18 protein-coding genes are annotated in these 17,864 nt (G+C 59.4%); 6 read left to right on the top strand and 12 right to left on the bottom strand.

From position 1 onward, the window contains the following. Positions 1-438: 438 nt before the first annotated feature. Complete coding sequence (pssA, locus tag IOD17_RS18535) at positions 439-1,251, bottom strand: CDP-diacylglycerol--serine O-phosphatidyltransferase (protein WP_233686503.1); 813 nt, start codon at positions 1,249-1,251, stop codon at positions 439-441. A 154-nt stretch (positions 1,252-1,405) separates the two neighbouring features. Continuing rightward, complete coding sequence (ilvC, locus tag IOD17_RS18530; protein ID WP_233686502.1) at positions 1,406-2,422, bottom strand: ketol-acid reductoisomerase; 1,017 nt, start codon at positions 2,420-2,422, stop codon at positions 1,406-1,408. A 126-nt stretch (positions 2,423-2,548) separates the two neighbouring features. Here ilvC and ilvY point away from each other — a divergent pair, with 126 nt between their 5' ends. Then, positions 2,549-3,430 (top strand): HTH-type transcriptional activator IlvY, encoded by an 882-nt coding sequence (gene ilvY / locus IOD17_RS18525; protein WP_325175674.1) that lies wholly within the window; start codon positions 2,549-2,551, stop codon positions 3,428-3,430. A gap of 101 nt (positions 3,431-3,531) precedes the next feature. On the opposite strand, the gene ilvN is transcribed toward ilvY, so the two are convergent. Continuing rightward, the gene (gene ilvN / locus IOD17_RS18520; protein WP_108488665.1) at positions 3,532-4,023 is read right to left on the bottom strand and encodes an acetolactate synthase small subunit; all 492 of its coding nucleotides are present in this window, start codon (positions 4,021-4,023) and stop codon (positions 3,532-3,534) included. A 2-nt stretch (positions 4,024-4,025) separates the two neighbouring features. Further along, positions 4,026-5,750 (bottom strand): acetolactate synthase 3 large subunit, encoded by a 1,725-nt coding sequence (locus tag IOD17_RS18515; protein ID WP_233686500.1) that lies wholly within the window; start codon positions 5,748-5,750, stop codon positions 4,026-4,028. Positions 5,751-6,150: 400 nt separating this feature from the next. Here IOD17_RS18515 and IOD17_RS18510 point away from each other — a divergent pair, with 400 nt between their 5' ends. Beyond that, positions 6,151-6,594, top strand: coding sequence for a DUF4124 domain-containing protein (locus tag IOD17_RS18510; protein ID WP_233686499.1), 444 nt, complete (start codon positions 6,151-6,153; stop codon positions 6,592-6,594). A 15-nt stretch (positions 6,595-6,609) separates the two neighbouring features. Here the strand turns inward: IOD17_RS18510 and IOD17_RS18505 are convergent, their stop codons facing one another. Genes IOD17_RS18505 through mrcB form a run of 3 tightly spaced genes read right to left on the bottom strand, consistent with a single transcriptional unit; the run spans position 6,610 to position 9,965 of the window. Next, positions 6,610-6,939 carry a YqcC family protein gene (locus IOD17_RS18505; RefSeq protein ID WP_233686498.1) on the bottom strand — a complete coding sequence of 110 codons (330 nt, stop codon included), beginning with the start codon at positions 6,937-6,939 and terminating at the stop codon, positions 6,610-6,612. After that, positions 6,939-7,631 carry a tetratricopeptide repeat protein gene (locus IOD17_RS18500; RefSeq protein ID WP_233686497.1) on the bottom strand — a complete coding sequence of 231 codons (693 nt, stop codon included), beginning with the start codon at positions 7,629-7,631 and terminating at the stop codon, positions 6,939-6,941. The genes IOD17_RS18505 and IOD17_RS18500 overlap by 1 nt, the downstream gene beginning before the upstream one ends. A 15-nt stretch (positions 7,632-7,646) precedes the next feature. Beyond that, on the bottom strand, positions 7,647-9,965 hold the full coding sequence (mrcB, locus tag IOD17_RS18495; protein WP_233686496.1) for a penicillin-binding protein 1B: 2,319 nt from the start codon (positions 9,963-9,965) through the stop codon (positions 7,647-7,649). Between the two features lie 118 nt (positions 9,966-10,083). On the opposite strand from mrcB, the gene IOD17_RS18490 reads away from it, so the two are divergent. The 4 genes from IOD17_RS18490 (at position 10,084) to IOD17_RS18475 (ending at position 13,502) form a co-directional block, all read left to right on the top strand. Further along, a complete protein-coding gene (locus IOD17_RS18490; RefSeq protein WP_233686495.1) occupies positions 10,084-11,646 on the top strand; it encodes an AAA family ATPase in 1,563 nt (520 codons plus the stop codon). 85 nt (positions 11,647-11,731) lie between these two features. Then, positions 11,732-12,076: a pentapeptide repeat-containing protein gene (locus tag IOD17_RS18485; protein WP_233686494.1), complete on the top strand. Its 345-nt coding sequence runs from the start codon at positions 11,732-11,734 to the stop codon at positions 12,074-12,076. A 246-nt stretch (positions 12,077-12,322) separates the two neighbouring features. Next, complete coding sequence (locus IOD17_RS18480; RefSeq protein ID WP_233686493.1) at positions 12,323-12,595, top strand: TfoX/Sxy family protein; 273 nt, start codon at positions 12,323-12,325, stop codon at positions 12,593-12,595. 106 nt (positions 12,596-12,701) lie between these two features. Continuing rightward, positions 12,702-13,502: a Crp/Fnr family transcriptional regulator gene (locus IOD17_RS18475; RefSeq protein WP_233686492.1), complete on the top strand. Its 801-nt coding sequence runs from the start codon at positions 12,702-12,704 to the stop codon at positions 13,500-13,502. 273 nt (positions 13,503-13,775) lie between these two features. Here IOD17_RS18475 and IOD17_RS18470 read toward each other — a convergent pair whose 3' ends face one another. From IOD17_RS18470 to IOD17_RS18450, 5 genes are read right to left on the bottom strand one after another with little or no spacing between them, the layout of a single operon-like run. Then, positions 13,776-14,183 carry a nuclear transport factor 2 family protein gene (locus IOD17_RS18470; RefSeq protein ID WP_233686491.1) on the bottom strand — a complete coding sequence of 136 codons (408 nt, stop codon included), beginning with the start codon at positions 14,181-14,183 and terminating at the stop codon, positions 13,776-13,778. A 54-nt stretch (positions 14,184-14,237) separates the two neighbouring features. After that, positions 14,238-15,119 carry a ChaN family lipoprotein gene (locus IOD17_RS18465; RefSeq protein WP_233686490.1) on the bottom strand — a complete coding sequence of 294 codons (882 nt, stop codon included), beginning with the start codon at positions 15,117-15,119 and terminating at the stop codon, positions 14,238-14,240. Positions 15,120-15,129: 10 nt separating this feature from the next. After that, complete coding sequence (locus IOD17_RS18460) at positions 15,130-15,897, bottom strand: heme ABC transporter ATP-binding protein (RefSeq protein WP_233686489.1); 768 nt, start codon at positions 15,895-15,897, stop codon at positions 15,130-15,132. Next, on the bottom strand, positions 15,897-16,934 hold the full coding sequence (locus tag IOD17_RS18455) for a FecCD family ABC transporter permease (RefSeq protein WP_233686488.1): 1,038 nt from the start codon (positions 16,932-16,934) through the stop codon (positions 15,897-15,899). Before IOD17_RS18455 ends, IOD17_RS18460 begins: the two co-directional genes overlap by 1 nt. Then, entirely contained in the window at positions 16,931-17,830 is a 900-nt protein-coding gene (locus IOD17_RS18450; RefSeq protein ID WP_418904293.1) for a heme/hemin ABC transporter substrate-binding protein, read from the bottom strand. Before IOD17_RS18450 ends, IOD17_RS18455 begins: the two co-directional genes overlap by 4 nt. Positions 17,831-17,864 lie beyond the last annotated feature (34 nt).

Genomic DNA, 17,864 nt, shown 5'->3' with positions numbered 1-17,864 from the left:
GATTTCGAAAATTTCTTTTCAATCTCAACCACTTGCGCTTTCGATCAACTTCTAGCTTCTCGTCAGCGGGAGGCGAATTCTACAGCGTTTCAAACCACTGTCAACCGCCTCTTTTACCGCTGTCGATCTACCCGACCGAACCTCCTCAGACTCAAACACTACCACCTGAAGAGGTGGCGCATTCTACGCAGCTTTCGCTGCTTTGCAAGTCCTATTTTAAATCTAACTTCTTGTTTTACAAGAAGTTTAAGGAGCCGCTTACGCCTGAAGAGCTGCGCATTATAGGGACAGAAAATCCAAGGTCAACCGAATATTGCGCTTTTGTTTCACCCTCCCAGCAAAAGCCTGCGCAACAATCCAGCACCGCGCCGCCTGCAGAAACGACAAAGCCGTTGAAGCTGACGCTTCAACGGCTTTGTCGAACCACACACCCAATTGCTAGGCGCTTTTACCGCGACGCAGACGCAACAAGTACTGGATCGGACCTGAAGCTGCGTAGGCCAGGAAGATGATCAGCAGAATCCGCGGAGGATCACTGAACACCACAGCGAACACTAGTACCACCGCCAGAATCGCCACGAATGGCACACGACCTTTCAGGTCAAGATCCTTGAAGCTGTTGTATTTGATATTGCTGACCATCAGCATACCGGCAGCTGCCACCAGAAGCGCTACCACAAAGGCCATGTTCGAGCCTTTAATACCGAAATCACTGAACGCCCACACCGTACCCGCCACCACACCAGCAGCAGCCGGGCTGGCCAACCCAATAAAGTAACGCTTGTCGACACTGCCAATCTGCGTATTGAACCGTGCCAGTCGCAGCGCAGCACCGGCTACATAGATAAAGGCGACCATCCAGCCAACCTTGCCCATGCTACCCAGCGCCCACTCAAACGCCAGCAGCGCGGGCGCCACACCAAAGGCAACCATATCGGACAACGAGTCATACTCGGCACCGAAAGCACTTTGCGTATTGGTCAGACGCGCCACACGCCCATCCAGACCATCGAGCACCATGGCCACAAACACAGCCGCAGCCGCCACATAGAAATTGCCGTTCATGGCGTTGATGATGGCGTAAAAACCAGCGAACAGATTGGCTGTGGTAAAGAGGTTAGGCAGCAGATAAATGCCACGATGGCGCACCTTACGCCCTTCAGCATCATGGCCCTCCTCTACATGCTCATCGATCGGCAGCAGACTTTCGGCGTCGGCGGGAGACTGGGGCTCATCTGGACGTTCATTCATGAACAACACCTTGCAACGGATTTGGAAAATTTCGACAGATGTCGACGCTAAGCGTTCACGACAACACCCATGCACACCCAGGCTTTATACCAGAAGCATTGCGCAACCATGAAAAAACGCGGCCGTAGCCGCGTTTTTCTCACATCGACAGCGCTTAGTTCTTGGCTTTGTCGACGATCTTGTTGGCACCAATCCACGGCATCATGGAGCGCAGTTGCTCGCCGATGATTTCGATACCGTGAGCGGCGTTGTTACGACGCTTGGCGGTCATCGACGGGTAGTTGGTAGCACCTTCGCTGATAAACATCTTGGCGTACTCGCCGTCCTGGATACGCTTCAGCGCATTACGCATGGCCTGACGGGATTCGGCGTTGATAACTTCCGGACCAGTTACGTACTCGCCGTACTCCGCGTTATTGGAGATCGAGTAGTTCATGTTGGCGATACCGCCTTCGTACATGAGGTCAACGATCAGCTTCAGCTCGTGCAAGCACTCGAAGTAAGCCATTTCCGGCGCGTAACCCGCTTCAACCAGGGTTTCGAAACCGGCTTTGACCAGCTCAACGGTACCACCACACAGAACAGCTTGTTCGCCGAACAGGTCGGTTTCAGTCTCGTCCTTGAAGGTGGTCTCGATGATGCCAGTACGGCCGCCGCCTACGCCCGAAGCATAAGACAGGGCAACATTCTTGGCATTGCCGGAAGCGTCCTGATAGATAGCAATCAGGTCAGGGATACCGCCGCCCTTGACGAACTCGGAACGCACGGTGTGGCCCGGGGCCTTCGGCGCGATCATGATCACATCGAGGTCGCTGCGCGGCACAACTTGGTTGTAATGAATAGCGAAACCGTGGGAGAAGGCCAAGGTAGCGCCCTTCTTGATGTTCGGCTCGATTTCATTCTTGTACAGCTGAGACTGGAACTCGTCCGGGGTCAGGATCATCACCAGGTCGGCAGCAGCAACAGCAGAGGCCACGTCGGTCACTTTCAGGCCATGGGCTTCTGCCTTGGCAACGGTAGCCGAGCCTTTACGCAGACCAACAGTAACGTCAACACCGGAATCTTTCAGGTTGCACGCCTGAGCGTGGCCCTGGGAGCCGTAACCGATGATGGCAACTTTCTTGCCCTGGATGATCGAGAGGTCACAGTCTTTGTCGTAATAAACTTTCATGTTCTTGGCTCTTTTAATCGAAATGGGTTGGGGTGCAATGCACCGCGACGAGGACACCTTAAGTGATCCTCACCATTGCGTAAAATGATATATTTGCAATACAACATGCCGATATTTGAAATCAATATGGACAGTCACGCACTCCGGCTCTTCCTCGCCCTGGCTGATAACCTGCACTTCGGCAAAACCAGCCGTGAGCAGCATGTCAGCCCCTCCGCCCTCAGCCGTAGCATCAAGCAACTTGAAGACGAACTCGGTGCCACGCTGTTTCTACGCGATAACCGCTCAGTACGCCTGACCCGTGAGGGGCAGCAATTTCGCGAATATGCAGGCGAAGTCATGAACAGCTGGCAAGCTATACGGCAGACATTCCAGCAGGATCAGCTCATCCTCCACGGCGAACTTTCGCTCTACTGCTCGGTGACAGCTAGCTACAGCTTCCTCTATAACATCTTGAGCAGCTTTCGCCAGGACTACCCACGCATTGAAATGAAGCTGCACACTGGCGACCCAGCAAAAGCTGTCGAGCGCGTACAGGAAGGACTGGAAGATCTTGCTATCGGCGCCCGCCCAGACAACCTGCCAGCCGGCATCGCATTTCAATCCATCGCTCGCTCGGCGCTGTGCTTTATCGGTCCACTGTCACCCCAACTGCTCACCGAAGAACAAGTGAAACACCCCGGTACTAACACCTGGAAGGACGTACCGATGATTCTCTCGGAAGAAGGCCTCGCCCGAACTCGCACCGACCGCTGGCTGAAAAGCCACAGCATCAAACCGCGTATTTACGCCCAGGTCAGCGGCAATGAAGCCATCGTCAGCATGGTCAGCCTGGGCTTTGGCATTGGCGTAGTGCCACAGATCGTTCTCGACAACAGCCCCCTTACAGCGCGCATCCGCATCTACGACATTCAACCGCCTCTGACGGCCTATGACATCGGCCTGTTCGCGCTGGAGAAACGCCTGAAAGAGCCCTTGATCAACGCCTTCTGGAACCGCCAACGCTAATAAGCCGGCAATGACCATAGGCGAAGCACCTACTTGCCAGAAAGCAAAAAGCCCTCGGGAGACATTCCCCGAGGGCTTTTGCTTGCATCAGTGCAACGTAATCAGATGCTCAGCACCTTGTCACCGCGGGCAATGCCGGTGACACCACTGCGCACGGTCTCCAGAATCGACGTAGTGCCAATAGCCTGAATAAAGCTATCGAGCTTGTCGCTCGTACCGGCCAGCTGGATGGTGTAGACGCTACTGGTCACATCGACGATCTGTCCACGGAAGATGTCGGTAGTACGTTTGACTTCAGCACGCTGTGCGCCAGTCGCCTTGACCTTCACCAGCATCAGCTCGCGCTCGACGTGAGCACTTTCCGACAGGTCGACCAGCTTGACCACCTCGACCAGCTTGTTGAGGTTTTTGGTGATCTGCTCGATGACCTCATCATGACCGACAGTGGTCAGGGTCAGACGCGACAGGGTCGGGTCTTCAGTCGGCGCCACAGTCAGGCTTTCGATGTTGTAGTTGCGCTGCGAGAACAGACCGACCACACGGGACAATGCGCCGGGCTCGTTTTCCAGCAGCAGGGAAATAATGTGTCGCATGATTAGGTACGCTCCGTCTTGCTCAGCCACATATCGCGCATCGCACCGTCTTTGATCTGCATCGGATAGACGTGCTCACTGGTATCAACCTGGATGTCGAGGAACACCAGGCGATCTTTCATCGCAAAAGCCTCTTCCATCTTCGGCTTGAGGTCTTTGAGGTCAGTGATGCGGATACCAACATGGCCATAGGCTTCGGCCAGCTTGACGAAGTCCGGCAACGACTCCATGTAGGAGTGCGAGTGACGGCTGCTGTACATCATGTCCTGCCACTGACGCACCATACCCAGCGCGCCGTTGTTCAGGTTGACGATTTTCACCGGCAAACCGTATTGCAGGCAGGTCGACAACTCCTGAATGTTCATCTGGATGCTGCCTTCACCTGTTACACAGGCTACTTCTTCATCCGGGAAGTTCAGCTTCACACCCATGGCGGCCGGGAAACCGAAGCCCATGGTGCCCAGACCACCGGAGTTGATCCAGCGATTCGGTTTGTTGAAGCGATAGTACTGCGCGGCAAACATCTGGTGCTGACCGACGTCCGAGGTCACAAAAGCATCGCCCTTGGTCACTTCGGAGAGCATTTCAATCACCGCCTGCGGCTTGATGATGCTGCCATCACCTTCGTTGTACGGGAACAGACGGCCACTGCCGCGCCACTCGTCGATCTGCTTCCACCAGCTCGCCAAGGCATCCTTGTTCAGCTGCTCACCGATCTCTTTGAGGATGGCGACCATTTCGGTCATCACGCTATCAACCGGGCCAACGATAGGAATATCGGCCTTGATGGTTTTGGAGATGGAGGCTGGATCGATATCGATGTGAATGATCTTGGCATTCGGGCAGAACTTGCTCGCACCGTTAATCACGCGGTCATCGAAACGCGCACCGATCGCCAGAATCACATCAGCGTGGTGCATCGCCAGGTTGGCGGTGTAGCTGCCGTGCATGCCAAGCATGCCGAGGAACTGGCGATCAGTACCCGGATAGCCACCCAAGCCCATCAGGGTGTTGGTGACGGGCAGGTTGAGCATTTGTGCCAGCTCAGTCAGTGGCGCGGCAGCACCGCCCATGATCACGCCACCACCGGAGTAGACGATCGGGCGCTTGGCTGTCAGCAACAGCTCGGCTGCCTTGCGAATCTGCCCGGAGTGACCGCGCAGGGCCGGGCTGTAGGAGCGCAGCTTGACCTTCTTCGGATAGACATACTCGAACTTCTCAGCCGGGTTGGTCATGTCCTTGGGAATATCCACAACCACCGGGCCTGGACGGCCGGATTGTGCCAGGTAGAAGGCTTTTTTCAGGACTTCCGGGATTTCCGAGGCGTGCTTGATCATGAAGCTGTGCTTCACGATCGGCCGGGAGATACCGATCATGTCGGTTTCCTGGAAGGCATCGGTACCGACCATGTTGCTCGGCACTTGGCCCGACAGCACCACCATCGGAATGGAGTCCATGTAGGCAGTGGCAATACCGGTAATGGCATTGGTCGCGCCAGGGCCAGAGGTCACCAGCACCACACCGGCTTTGCCGGTGGCACGGGCGTAACCGTCTGCCATGTGAGTAGCCGCTTGTTCGTGGCGAACCAGGATGTGATTGACTTCCGGTTCTTTGAACAGGGCATCGTAGATATGCAGCAGGGCACCGCCCGGGTACCCATAGATATTCTTAACGCCTTCGTCACGCAAAAAGCGGACGACCATTTCAGCGCCGGATAAAAGCTCCACGTTATTCACCTCTTGTACGCCAGAATGCCACCCAACAACGGGCAGCCCTAAGTAGGTCTTACTGTCAGCGGACGCGCACGACGGTGATCGCGGATTCGAAACATCAGCTTGACGAGTAACGGAGCAGCCCATGGTCTTGCGGGGCTGACCCTCCCAGCGCGAGGTAACGCGTTGCGGGTGTCACGGTTCGGCGCGGATAGCGCCTCTGTTCGCTGAGCTGGAGGACACTTGCGGTGGACCCCACTACAGCGAACGGTGGATTGTTCGGATTCGGCGCAGCCAAGTCAAGCGATCTGTGACTTAACCTGCAATCTTCTGCTGTGACGCAGCGCAGGATGACGATTCGAACATTTTGGTTATAGTAGTCAGCAGGCACCGCAGCTCAACATAAGGAAACCGCATGCGCCGCATGATTATCACCAGCAGCTTGCTGCTCGCCATGAGCACCACTGCCATGGCCAGCCAGGTTTACAAGTGGGTCGACGCCCAGGGCGTGACGCACTTCAGTGCGCAGCCCCCGCAGGGTCAAGAGGCGACCAGCATCAATACCGCCGTGCCGGCCGCCAAACCAGCCGCCAGTGAAACACCAAAACCTGCACCGACTTTCGAAAGCATTGCCGACCCCGAACAGGCGGCCATCGACGCGAAGGTCAAACAGGACGTTGCCGCCAAGGAAGCCGAGCGCAAAAAGTATTGCGCCGACGTGCGCACCAACCTTGCGCAACTGCAGAACAATCCGCGCCTGCGCATGGAAGTGGACGGTGAAGTGCGCCGCCTGAGCGAAGATGAGCGTCAGGCACGTATCAGCGAGACGCAGAAGTCGATTGCCGACAACTGCCAGTGAAGTGATCGGCGCGACTCAGGTCGCGCCAGCAATCAACCGATCGAACTCACCCAAGAGCCTGATTAACTCCCGCGCACCCCCCATCTCACCCTGATAAACCTGCTCGGCCATTGGCTGAATACCAGATGCTGCCGGCAAGGCTGCGGCTGACTCAAGCAGCTGTTTCATGCGCGGCAGAAATATCCACTGCAACCATTGTTCAAACGCCAGGGTATCGACACAGAACGGCTGCTGACTGGCCAGCGCTTCAGCCGCAGGCGGTTGTTCGCTCCACCAGTTCTGCAGACGCAATTCACGCTCAATCAATAGCAACTGCTCTGCCAGCAGCGGGATGCGCGCATCCATCACAGACTGACTCGCGCCTGCTCACGGGCTTGCGCAGCGCCGGCGGCATCACCTTGGCGCTCACGGGCCTGGGCAATCAGGTTCCACAGGCTGGCCTGCAGCGCCGGACGACCACTGGCATAGCTCAAACCACGCCTGGCAAATTGTTCGGCCTGTGCCGCATCACCTTGCGCCAGACGCACCTCAGCCAGGCGGTAGAGCACCTGCGGCTCACGTGGAGCAATGCGCTGAGCACGCTCCAAGCTGGAGGCTGCACCATTCAGGTCACCGCCACCCTGCTGCTGCTGAGCAGTGGTCAGCAGGGCAAGCACCGGACCATCCAGTTGCTCATCCATGGCCAGGCCACCACTGGGAATACCACTGGGGGCCGGCGCCGCATAACCACCCTGGGTAGCCGGCGGCGTTGCGCTCCATGGCTGGCTCGACGTGCCGGTGTCCAACGGCGCGTTACCGGCCGGGAACGATTGAATCGGCGTCGTGGTACCGCCACCTGGAACCATCACCACCACACCGGAATCTTCCGGCAAAGCCTGCACCTGGGGCGTTGCTGCCGGGTAACCGCTGGTAGCGGAGGCCTGGCCGGATGAAATCGAAGAGCCGCCTTCAACCACAGGAATCGAGCCGCGTGGCACGCTGCTGCAGCCCGCCAGTACCAGCGAAGCCGTTACAGCTGGAATCAACCATTTATTCACAACACACCCTCTCACTTAATCCAACCAGCCGCGTACCCAATCCATCACTTCGTTAACCGGTGCCTGAATACCGCAGGCCGGCCCAGCGACAGGCTGGCTGCCGCGAATATAAGGCATCTGTACCGCGTTCGGACAACTCGGATCCGTACCCTGCCCGCTAGTGGCATCGATCCAGGCCTGCACCACATTGTCTGGTACTGGCATGTCCAGCGGCAGCGGATCAGCCTTGCGCATGAAATCAGTCCACACCTGCAGCGCTCCGGTAGCGCCGGTCAAGGGCGTCGGTCCATTGTCATCGCGGCCCAGCCAGACTACGGCCAGAACATCCTGACTGAAGCCGGCAAACCAGCTGTCGCGCGAGTCGTTACTGGTGCCCGTCTTGCCGGCCAGCGCCAGCGAGCGCGGCAACTGACTGTACACCGAGCGCCCTGTGCCTTCTGACATCGTGCGCTGCATGGCGTTCTGCAGCAGGTAGATGGCGCCACTGTCGAAGCGTTGCTGAATCTGGAAGGGATAGCGTTTCAACGGCTGACCATCGGCCGCCAGCACATTGCGGATGCTGCGCAGAGGCGTATTGAACCCACCATTGGCCAAGGTCTGGTACATGTTCGCCACGCTCATCGGGCTCAGCCCACCCGCGCCCAGCAACATCGACGGATAAGCCGGCCACTCCTGCTCGACGCCCAGACGATTCAGCGTCTTCAGCACGTCCGGCACACCGATCTCCAGCCCCAGCTTGGCGGTGGACAGGTTGTAGGAGTTGACCAAGCCCTGATACAGGTAAATAGTGCCATGGGCCTTGCGGTCGTAGTTCTGCGGACTCCATACCTGACCATTGGCGCCTTTGATGGAGAACGGCTGATCTTCCAGCAGGCTGGTCAGGGTGTACTGACTCGGTCGCTCAAGCGCCGTCAGGTAAATCGCCGGTTTGATCAGCGAGCCAATCGGCCGTACCGCATCCAGCGCCCGGTTGAACCCGGCAAAGCGTGGCTGACGGCTGCCAATGATCGCCTGCACCTCGCCACTTTCCGGACTGGTTACGACCATGCCCGCCTCAACCTGATCAACCCCTTTGCGCCCAGACAGGCGCTTGAGCGTGTCCGCCAGAGCGCTTTCTGCCTTGAGCTGCAGAATCGGATCGAAGCTGGTGAAAATGCGCAGCCCTTCTTCGGTCAGGTCCTGTTCCTGGTAGTCCTCACGCAACTGGCGCTTGACCAGATCGAGGAAGGCCGGGAATGAACTGTCTGCCAGACTGCCGCGACGGGTGATGCCCAGCGGCTTCTGCTTCGCCGCCTCCACCTCTTCGACACTGGCTACGCCCTGCTCTGCCAGCACATCCAGCACCAGATTACGGCGCTCCAGCGCGCGCTCCGGGTTACGCCGCGGGTTGTAGTAAGTCGGCCCCTTGACCATACCGACCAGCAAGGCGACCTGATCAAGCTTCAGTTCGGACAGCGGCTGGCTGAAAAAATACTGACTGGCCAGACCAAAGCCATGCACCGCGCGCTGACCGTCCTGACCGAGGAAAACCTCGTTGAGGTAGGCTTCAAGAATATCCTTCTTGTCGTAATGCAGCTCCAGCAGCACCGCCATCATGGCTTCGGTGGCCTTGCGCGAGAGACTGCGCTCATTAGTCAGGTAAAAGTTCTTCACCAACTGCTGAGTCAAGGTACTGCCGCCCTGACGCAGCTGACCGGCGGTGGCGTTGATCCACACCGCACGAGCAATGCCCTTGGGCGACACGCCGAAGTGATTGAAGAACTCGCGATCCTCGATCGCCACCAGGGTTTCCACCAGATAAGGCGGCACCTGCTCCAGCTTGATCAGCACGCGATCTTCCTGATGCGCGGGGTACAAGCCGCCAATCAGTAACGGCTCAAGCCGCGCCACGGCCAGGTTGCCACCACCGGCCTGAGTCAGCCCGGCAACGTAATCACCAGAAAAACGCACACGCACACGCTGCGCAGGCTCGGTGCTTTCATAGAACTGGAAACCGCGCGAATGCAACTCGATGTTATTGCCCGCCACCGAAACGCCCCCTGGGCCCGCCACCGTGTTTTCACGGCGATAGCCCAAAGCGTCCAACTCCTTGAGGAAGTCATCCTTGGCCAGCTTCTGCCCCACGAACAGCTCCAGCGGCCTTGCATAGACCTTGGCGGGCACGGTCCAGCGCTTGCCGGAGAACTTCTCCTGGACCACAGCATCGAGATAAACCGCAAACACAGCGAGCACCACCAGACCGACCAGACTGAGCTTGAGAGCCCAGCCCAGCCAGGGGCGCATGCCACCGGTACGGCGTTTAGAACGGGGACGGGAAGATCGGGTACGAGTCATGGCGCGGCATTATACGCACTTTGCCCGTTTGCCAGCAGGCCGCCGCTGCGGTTTGCAGACTGATCTTGAGCGGCCATAATGGCCGCCTCTTATTTCAGTACAACGCCAAGGACCGCCCGTGAGCCAAGCTCTGATCGCCGCATTGCAGAACCCGGCACTCTACCCGCACCCGGTGGAGCAGTTTCAGGTCATCGAAACCCATATTTCCTGGGTGATACTCACTGGCCCCTTCGCCTACAAAATCAAGAAACCGGTGAATTTCGGCTTCCTCGATTTCACCGAGCTGAGCGCCCGCGAGCACTTCTGCAAGGAAGAGCTGCGCCTCAACCAGCGCCTGACTCAGGGCCTGTACCTGGACGTGTTGCCAATCAGCGGCAGCCTCGAGGCCCCACAACTCGGCGGCAGCGGCGCAGCTATCGAATACGCGTTGAAAATGCGCCAGTTCCCACAAAGCCAGCTGCTCAGCGATGTACAAGCTCGCGGCGAGCTGACTGAAGCGCACATCGATGGCCTGGCCAAGCAGATTGCCGACTTCCATGTCGCCACCCCTGCCGTGGCCACCAGCCATGTGCTGTGTTCACCAGAGTCCATCGCCGCGCCAATGCGGCAGAACTTCGAGCAGATCCGCCCGCTGCTCACTGACGCGGCTGACCTGCAACAACTGGAAGCCCTGCAAGCCTGGACCGAAGCCACCTACACCCGACTGGAGCCGCTGTTGGCCGAGCGCGCCAGCAATGGCTCGGTCCGCGAATGCCACGGTGATATCCACCTGGGCAACGCCACCTTGCTCGACGGCCAGGTGGTGCTGTTCGACTGCATTGAGTTCAACGAACCGTTCCGCCTGATCGATATCGCCTCGGATGCCGCCTTCCTCGCCATGGACCTAGAAGACCGCGGCCTCAAGGCCCACGCCTGGCGCTTCGTCAATGCCTGGCTGGAACACACTGGCGACTACGCGGCCCTGCAACTGCTGAATTTCTACAAGGCCTACCGCGCCCTGGTGCGTGCCAAAGTCGCGCTGTTCAGTCTGGCCCACCAGACCGATGCCGTGCAGAAGGCCGTCACCCTGCGCCAGTACCGCAACTATGCCAATCTGGCGGAAAGTTACAGCGCCATCCCGTCCAGCTTCCTGGCTATCACCCACGGGGTTTCTGCTGTGGGCAAAAGCCATGTGGCCATGCGTCTGGTTGAAGCCCTCGGGGCGATTCGTCTGCGTTCTGATGTAGAACGCAAGCGTCTGTTCGGCGAGCAAAAGGATGCCGACCTCGGCAAACTCAGCGCCGGCATCTACAGTCAGGATGCCAGCGCGGCCACCTACCAACGCCTGCACCAGCTGGCCGAGTCAGCCCTGCGCGCCGGCTTTCCCGTTGTTATCGACGCCACCTATCTCAAGCAAGCTCAGCGTGATGCCGCCAGCCAGGTGGCCGAGTCCTGCGGCGCGCCCTTCCTGATTCTCGAATGCCATGCACCTGACGAGGTGATTGCCAGCTGGCTGGAACAACGCCAAGCCGCCGGCACCGACCCCTCCGATGCCACCATGGACGTTGTGCGCGCCCAGCACGCCAGCCGTGAAGCGCTCAGCGAAGACGAACAGCTGCACAGCAAGCGCGTCGACACCCATGAAAGCGCCAGCCTGGACACCTTGATCGCACGCATCCGCCAGCGTCTTCCAGGGCTGTAAACCTCGCAGGGGAAACCCACCCGCGGCGCGAGCAGAGCGCGCCGCGGCCTCTATACTGAGGAAAACCCTCATATGGAGATGCCCCATGAGTCAGCCCAGACAACTGGACAACCCGTTGTATGCCCTGATCCACAACGAAAAGATTTCGGCCTTCAACGCGCAGAAACCCAAGGACGCCATCGTCGACCTGAGCGATGGCGACTTTCGCGGGCTCGACCTGCGGGCCCTGGACGCCCAGGGGATCAATTTCACCAACGCCTACTTCCGCGGTACCGACCTGCGCGGCCTGGATCTGCGTAACGCCAAACTCGAAGGCGCCAGCCTGGCCCATGCCCAGATATCCGGGGCTTACTTCCCGGTCGAGCTGACGGCGGACGAGATTCTCATGTCAGTGAATTTCGGCACGCGCCTGCGTTACAACACTCGTTGAGCAGCCAACCCATCAGCCAAGTGCTCGGTACGCGGCCAGCATCACCGATTGTCGCGCACGAGGTCTGCGAGACCACGTTGCGAGCAGCAAAACGGCCATGACCCGTTGCAACAATTGGAGCCTGAACGGCCCCAGCTCCAAGGTGATGCCAAACCGCCACGCTTTATCCAGTGGCCGCTACACTTTCTCTAAGGAACGCCATACTGACTCCATCCGCACGACTGCCAAGCAGCGCAAGGAGGCCTGATGAACGATGAACTGCAGCACCTGAAGAACCTCGGAAAAACCTCGGCCCAGTGGTTACACGCAGTAGGCATCCACAGTGCGAACGACCTGCGCCGACTGGGTGCGGTCAGCGCCTACCGAGCAGTGCGCGCCCGTGGCTTCAGGGCCTCCAAAGTGCTGTTGTATGCCATTGAAGGCGCCTTGCTGGATGTGCACTGGAACGACCTGCCGCCGGGGCACAAGGCCGAACTGAACGGCCAACTCGACGAAAGTTCACACCACAACAAGAGCTAGCTCACAACCTCTCTGCCTTTTGATTTACCTGAAGCCCGCTGGCAACTATTGTTTTAGGGACGTTCGTGCGGTTTAGTATGCCCAGCCAGTTCAAGGAAATTCGCTCATGTATTTACTCGGGGAGCAACCGGCTTACGCCGATCAGCTGATCAACCGACTACAAAGCATCCCCACCCAATTGCTCGAAGGCCTTGCGCCTGCGGGTTCTTCATTGCAACTGGAGCGGGCGGATGATCTGGCCAAGATTCTGCCGGGCAATCAACTGTTCATCATTGAAAACGGCCTGCTGCACGCCGTGGTTGACGAGCGTCCGCTGTTCTACCTGCAGGAAGGTGATTTGGTTGGCCTGCGCCAAGGGCTGGACATGCCGAGCTGCCGCTATAGCAGCGAAGAACAACTGAGTCTGATCCCCTACTCGCGCAGTGATGTGTTCAAACATATCTACGCCAGCGAGCAGCGCCAGGAGCTGTTCATTCAGTACCTGATTGGCCATACCGCTCTGCTGTCTGACGCACTCGCACGCCTGAAACAGCCTGAAATTCGTCCGTCCACCGGCTTCCAGCACTTTGCCGCCGGTGAAGAGCTGATTCATCAGGGCGATGTCGCCGATAACGTCTTTATCATTATCGAAGGCCACGCCGAAGCGTACGTCGATGGGCACAAGGTCGGCGATGTACAAAAAGATGAAATCTTCGGCGCCATGGCCGTGTTCACTCGCGAGAAGCGCAGCGCCACTGTACTGGCTAGCGAGCCGTGCACCGTGATGGTCATCCCTAAAGAGCAATTCCTCAGCCTGATGCAGAGCAACCCACGAATTGCCCACAGCCTGATCGAGAGCATGGCCAAGCGCATCGACCTCCTCAACAAGGAAGTCACCCAGCTACGCCTGCCCGCTGCAGACGCCTGATTACAAGGTGCAAGCAAACAAACCCGGCCTGGCGCCGGGTTTGTTGTTTACGGCGTCACAGATTCCGCAGGTGCAGTAAAAAGTTTTGCCTGACGTGTTGACTTGAAAATGAGAATTGTTATTATTATCTCAACTGGTCGCGAGATCAGCCGATAAGCTTAAGAGACCTTCAGTCGGCCTCTTCAGATTATCTCCTCATCAGGCTAATCACGGTTATTGACCCGGCTTTTGCCGGGTCTTTTTTTGCCTGTCGAAAAGTACGCTCAGCAACCTTTAGTAATCGACCTGCGCCAACCATTCCGGCAGATTGAAGTGCTGGCTTACCCGACAGATCTTGCTGTCACGAATCTCGAAGAAACTTGCTGCCGTCAGCTGATAGCTCTGGCCACAGGCGTCCGGCATACCATCATCAGTACTCAGGTATTCACCGCTCAGGGTGAACTCGCAGGCGGCGCGCTGCCCACTTGGCTCGGTGAGGATCTGCAGGTTATCGATGCTTTCGCGGTAGCAGCGCTGGGTACGCGCCAGATAATCGGCGAAAGCTTGTACGCCTTGCTCGCGCGCCCCCTGGTTAATATCCAGCAGCACATCATCCGTGAGCAGAGCCAGGCAGGCGCGGCTATCGCGCTCGTTGAGGGTGTTGAAATAACGAGTAATCAGGGCGTGGGCAGCGGCTGGCATCGGCGGTCTCCGGTAAAAACCGCAGACTACCTGCTCAGCCGCAGGCAAGTCGGGCTAGGGTCGCAGTTTTGCGCAGTGATCCTGCTCAGGTTGCGCCGGGGTGAACCAAACGTAATCGGCCGATTGCGCTGCCACCTGGCTACCGACCTCCGCCAGAATCAGCACCTGTACGCCTTCAGCAGCGCCTAGATCCTGCAGATGCAAGGGCACGCCTAGCTCACGGCGCACATGAAAGGCGCCAGCAAACAGCAGACTCGGCTCTGGGGCGGCCGTCAATGCTTCGGCCATACGCCGATCCCGCTGTTGCTGCACGGCAAGCATGGCAGGCAACTGGCTGTCCGGCAGCAGGTTGCAATGCGACTGGCGAATCTGCTCAAACAACGCCTCGCGCACCGGCTCAGCCGTGGAGGCCGGACCTTGCAGTTGTGGCACCTGGGCGTAAATCTGCATGACTTCACGACGCTCAAGGTTGGCAGCCAACAACGGGTACGGCTGACGCAGCGCATGCTGTACCAGCGGCCCGTACAACGACCAAGCCCAGCCCGGCTGCCAGCTCAAGGCTCCAAGTATGTCCTGCGGCGCCTGCCCGGCCGCAATGCCGGCGCGTACCTGATCGACTTTGACCTGCTGATCCGGCGTCAGCATTTCCAGCAGCAGGCTGCCTTGTGGCCGCTGCGCAGCCAGAGCGCGCAATAACCAGAGCTGCAGCGCATGGTGATCGGGATTGTCATGCCGCTCGCCAACCAGCACCTTGGGTGCTGCGGCCAAACGCTCCAGCAGCTGCGCCGGAGTAAGCCGCGCGCCAGTACGCAACTCGACAATCTGCCCCAGCTCAGGCTGCTGCAAACCTTCCGGGCTTTGCCAGGCGGGTAACGCCGGTAGCGAGGCCTGGCAAGCGCTCAACAGCGCCACCACAAGCAGTAATGCAATACGCATAAACACAACCCTAGCGAGCAACAATTAAGGGATGACCCCGTTCTGGATGCTGCTGCACCAGCACCTCAAGCCCGAACACGGCCTGCAGCGGCTCGGCGCGCAGCACTTCATCGGGGCTACCGAGCGCATGAGGGCGACCACGCCCCAGCAGCAACAAACGGTCGCAGTAGCGCGCGGCCAGATTGAGATCGTGAAGAATCACCAGCACCGCTGCGCCCTGCTCGACGAATGCTCGAGTGGCCTGCAATGTGGTGTGCTGATGCAGCGGGTCAAGCATTGAGGTCGGCTCATCGAGCAGCAGCATCTGCCCTTCCCCGCCCGGCCAGAGCTGTGCCAGCACCCGCGCCAGGTGCACGCGCTGACGCTCTCCGCCGGATAACGCCAGATAACTGCGTCCGGCCAGGTGCAAAGCATCGGCCGCTTCCAACGCCAGCTTGATAATCTGCGCATCGCGCACACGTCCACTGGCGTGGGGTAAACGGCCCATGCCGACCACTTCTTCCACGCGAAAGGCGAAGTTCAGCGTCGAGGTCTGTGGCAAAACCGCCAGGCGTTGCGCACGCTCGCTGCCGGGCCAGTCCTGCAGTCGCCGCTGATCCAGCCACACGTCGCCGTGGCTCGGTTGTAACTCGCCACACAAAGCACCGAGCAAGGTGCTCTTGCCGGCACCATTGGGGCCCAGCACGCCGAGCACTTCCCCCGGACGCAGCTCAAGGTTGATATCCGCCAACACCGTGCACGGGCCGCGCTGTACCGCCAGATTTTCCGCGCGCAGCATCAGGTACGCCCCCGCAGCAACAGATAAAGGAAGAACGGCGCGCCAATCAGCGCCGTGACGATACCGATCGGCAGTTCCGCTGGCGCCAACACCAGCCGCGCGGCCAGATCCGCCAGCAGCAGCAGACTGGCACCCGCCAACGCTGACGCCGGCAACAGCACACGATGATCCGGCCCCACCAGCAGGCGTACCAGATGCGGCACCACCAGGCCGATAAAGCCGATCATCCCCGCCGCCGCCACGGCCGCGCCGACACCGAGAGCAGTGCAGAACACCAGCTCGAACTTGACCCGTTCAACCGCAAAGCCCAGGTGACGCGCCTCGGACTCGCCCAGCAGCAAGGCATTCAACGCCTTGGCCCGGCGCGGCAGCCACAGTGCCACGGCAGCCGTCACCAGCAGCAGCGGCCACAGCCGCGGATAACTGGCACCGTTGAGGCTACCCAGATTCCAGAACGTCAGGGTGCGCAAGGTGGCGTCATCGGCCAGGTAAGTGAACAGGCCGATGGCTGCACCGGCCAATGCAGTGAGGGCGATGCCGGCCAACAGCATGGTCGCCACATGGGTTTCACCATCACGCCGACCCAGGCGATAAACCAGTGCCGTCACCCCCAGGCCGCCGATAAAGGCACACAACGACAATAGATAAGGCGCGAACGCTTCTGGTAAGCCGCCCAGTGCCGCGCCACCGACAATTGCAATCGACGCGCCGAGCGCCGCGCCGCTGGATACGCCGATCAGGCCCGGGTCAGCCAGCGGGTTACGAAACAACCCCTGCATCGCCACGCCGCATAGCGCCAGCACCGCGCCGACCAGCAAGCCCAGCAGGGTTCGCGGCAGGCGAATCTGCCCGAGAATCAACTCGGCCTGGACCAACTCGTCACCCGCTTGCGCCCAGCCAAGCAGGCGTAGTGCTGCCTTGAGGGTGTCGAGCAGCGGCAGACTGACCGGCCCCAGTGCCAGGGATAACCAGAGCGCGAGCGCCAGCAACAGGCTCAGTGCGATAAACAGTGAGCGCGGTCGAATAACAGGATTCATGGCGTGGGCTTAGCTTCGGCGACCAGAGGTTGGCTGGCAGGATAAAAGGCTGCGGACAAGGCCGCCAGCCCATCCGGCAAACGCGGGCCAAGCCCCCCGACCAGCAGCGTCGGATCGAGCATCAGCAAACGCTGGTTACGCGCTGCCCGAGTCGCCGCCAGCGCCGGGTTCTGCTGCAGCAATGCCTCACGCGCGGCGTCACCGGACAGGCTGCGGTCGGCGATGATCACCACCTCGGGATCAAGCGCCAGCAGGGCTTCGGTGGAGAGGGCCTTGAAACCGCTGTGACTGGCCAGGTTGCGCCCACCAGCGCGCTCGATCAGCCAATCGGCCGAAGTGTGCTTGCCACCGACCATCGGGCTGCCGCCGGCATGACCAAGCAACAGCAGTACTCCCGGCGCCGTCTGTTGCCGCTGCGCGGTCACCAGCCAGTCGGCCTGCTGCTGCAAGCGCTGCTGATAAGCCGCAAAGGCCTGAGCGGCGCGTTGCGGCTCGCCCAACAACGTGCCAATGCGCTGCAGACTGGCCTGTAAACTGTTCAGATCCGCCTTGGACGAGAGCATTTCCACCCGTACACCAGCACCACGCAATTGCGCCAGCACGGGCGGCGGCCCCATCTCTTCACTGCCGATCAAGATATCCGGACGCAGGGCCAGCATGCCTTCAGCCGCCAGCTGGCGCTGATAGCCGATACTGGACAACGTGCGTAACGATTGCGGGTGCTGACTGGTGCTATCCACCCCAACCAGACGGCTTTCACCGCCCAACACCACCACCCACTCGCTGAGCGAGCCGCCGGAGCTGATCCAGCGTTGCGGCAACGGTTCGGCGGCCATCAGCCAGGAACAGGACAACAGGCTCGCACCCAGGGCGAGCAGAGAACTAAAGCGCTTCATGAGGATTCTCTAGGGAAACAGACATGAACGCCGG

This window comes from Pseudomonas anguilliseptica (assembly GCF_021375795.1).
Classification (GTDB): Bacteria; Pseudomonadota; Gammaproteobacteria; order Pseudomonadales; family Pseudomonadaceae; genus Aquipseudomonas; species Aquipseudomonas anguilliseptica_A.
The sequence above is the reverse complement of the archived record's forward strand: the minus strand, read 5'-3'. Positions and strand labels throughout refer to the sequence as shown.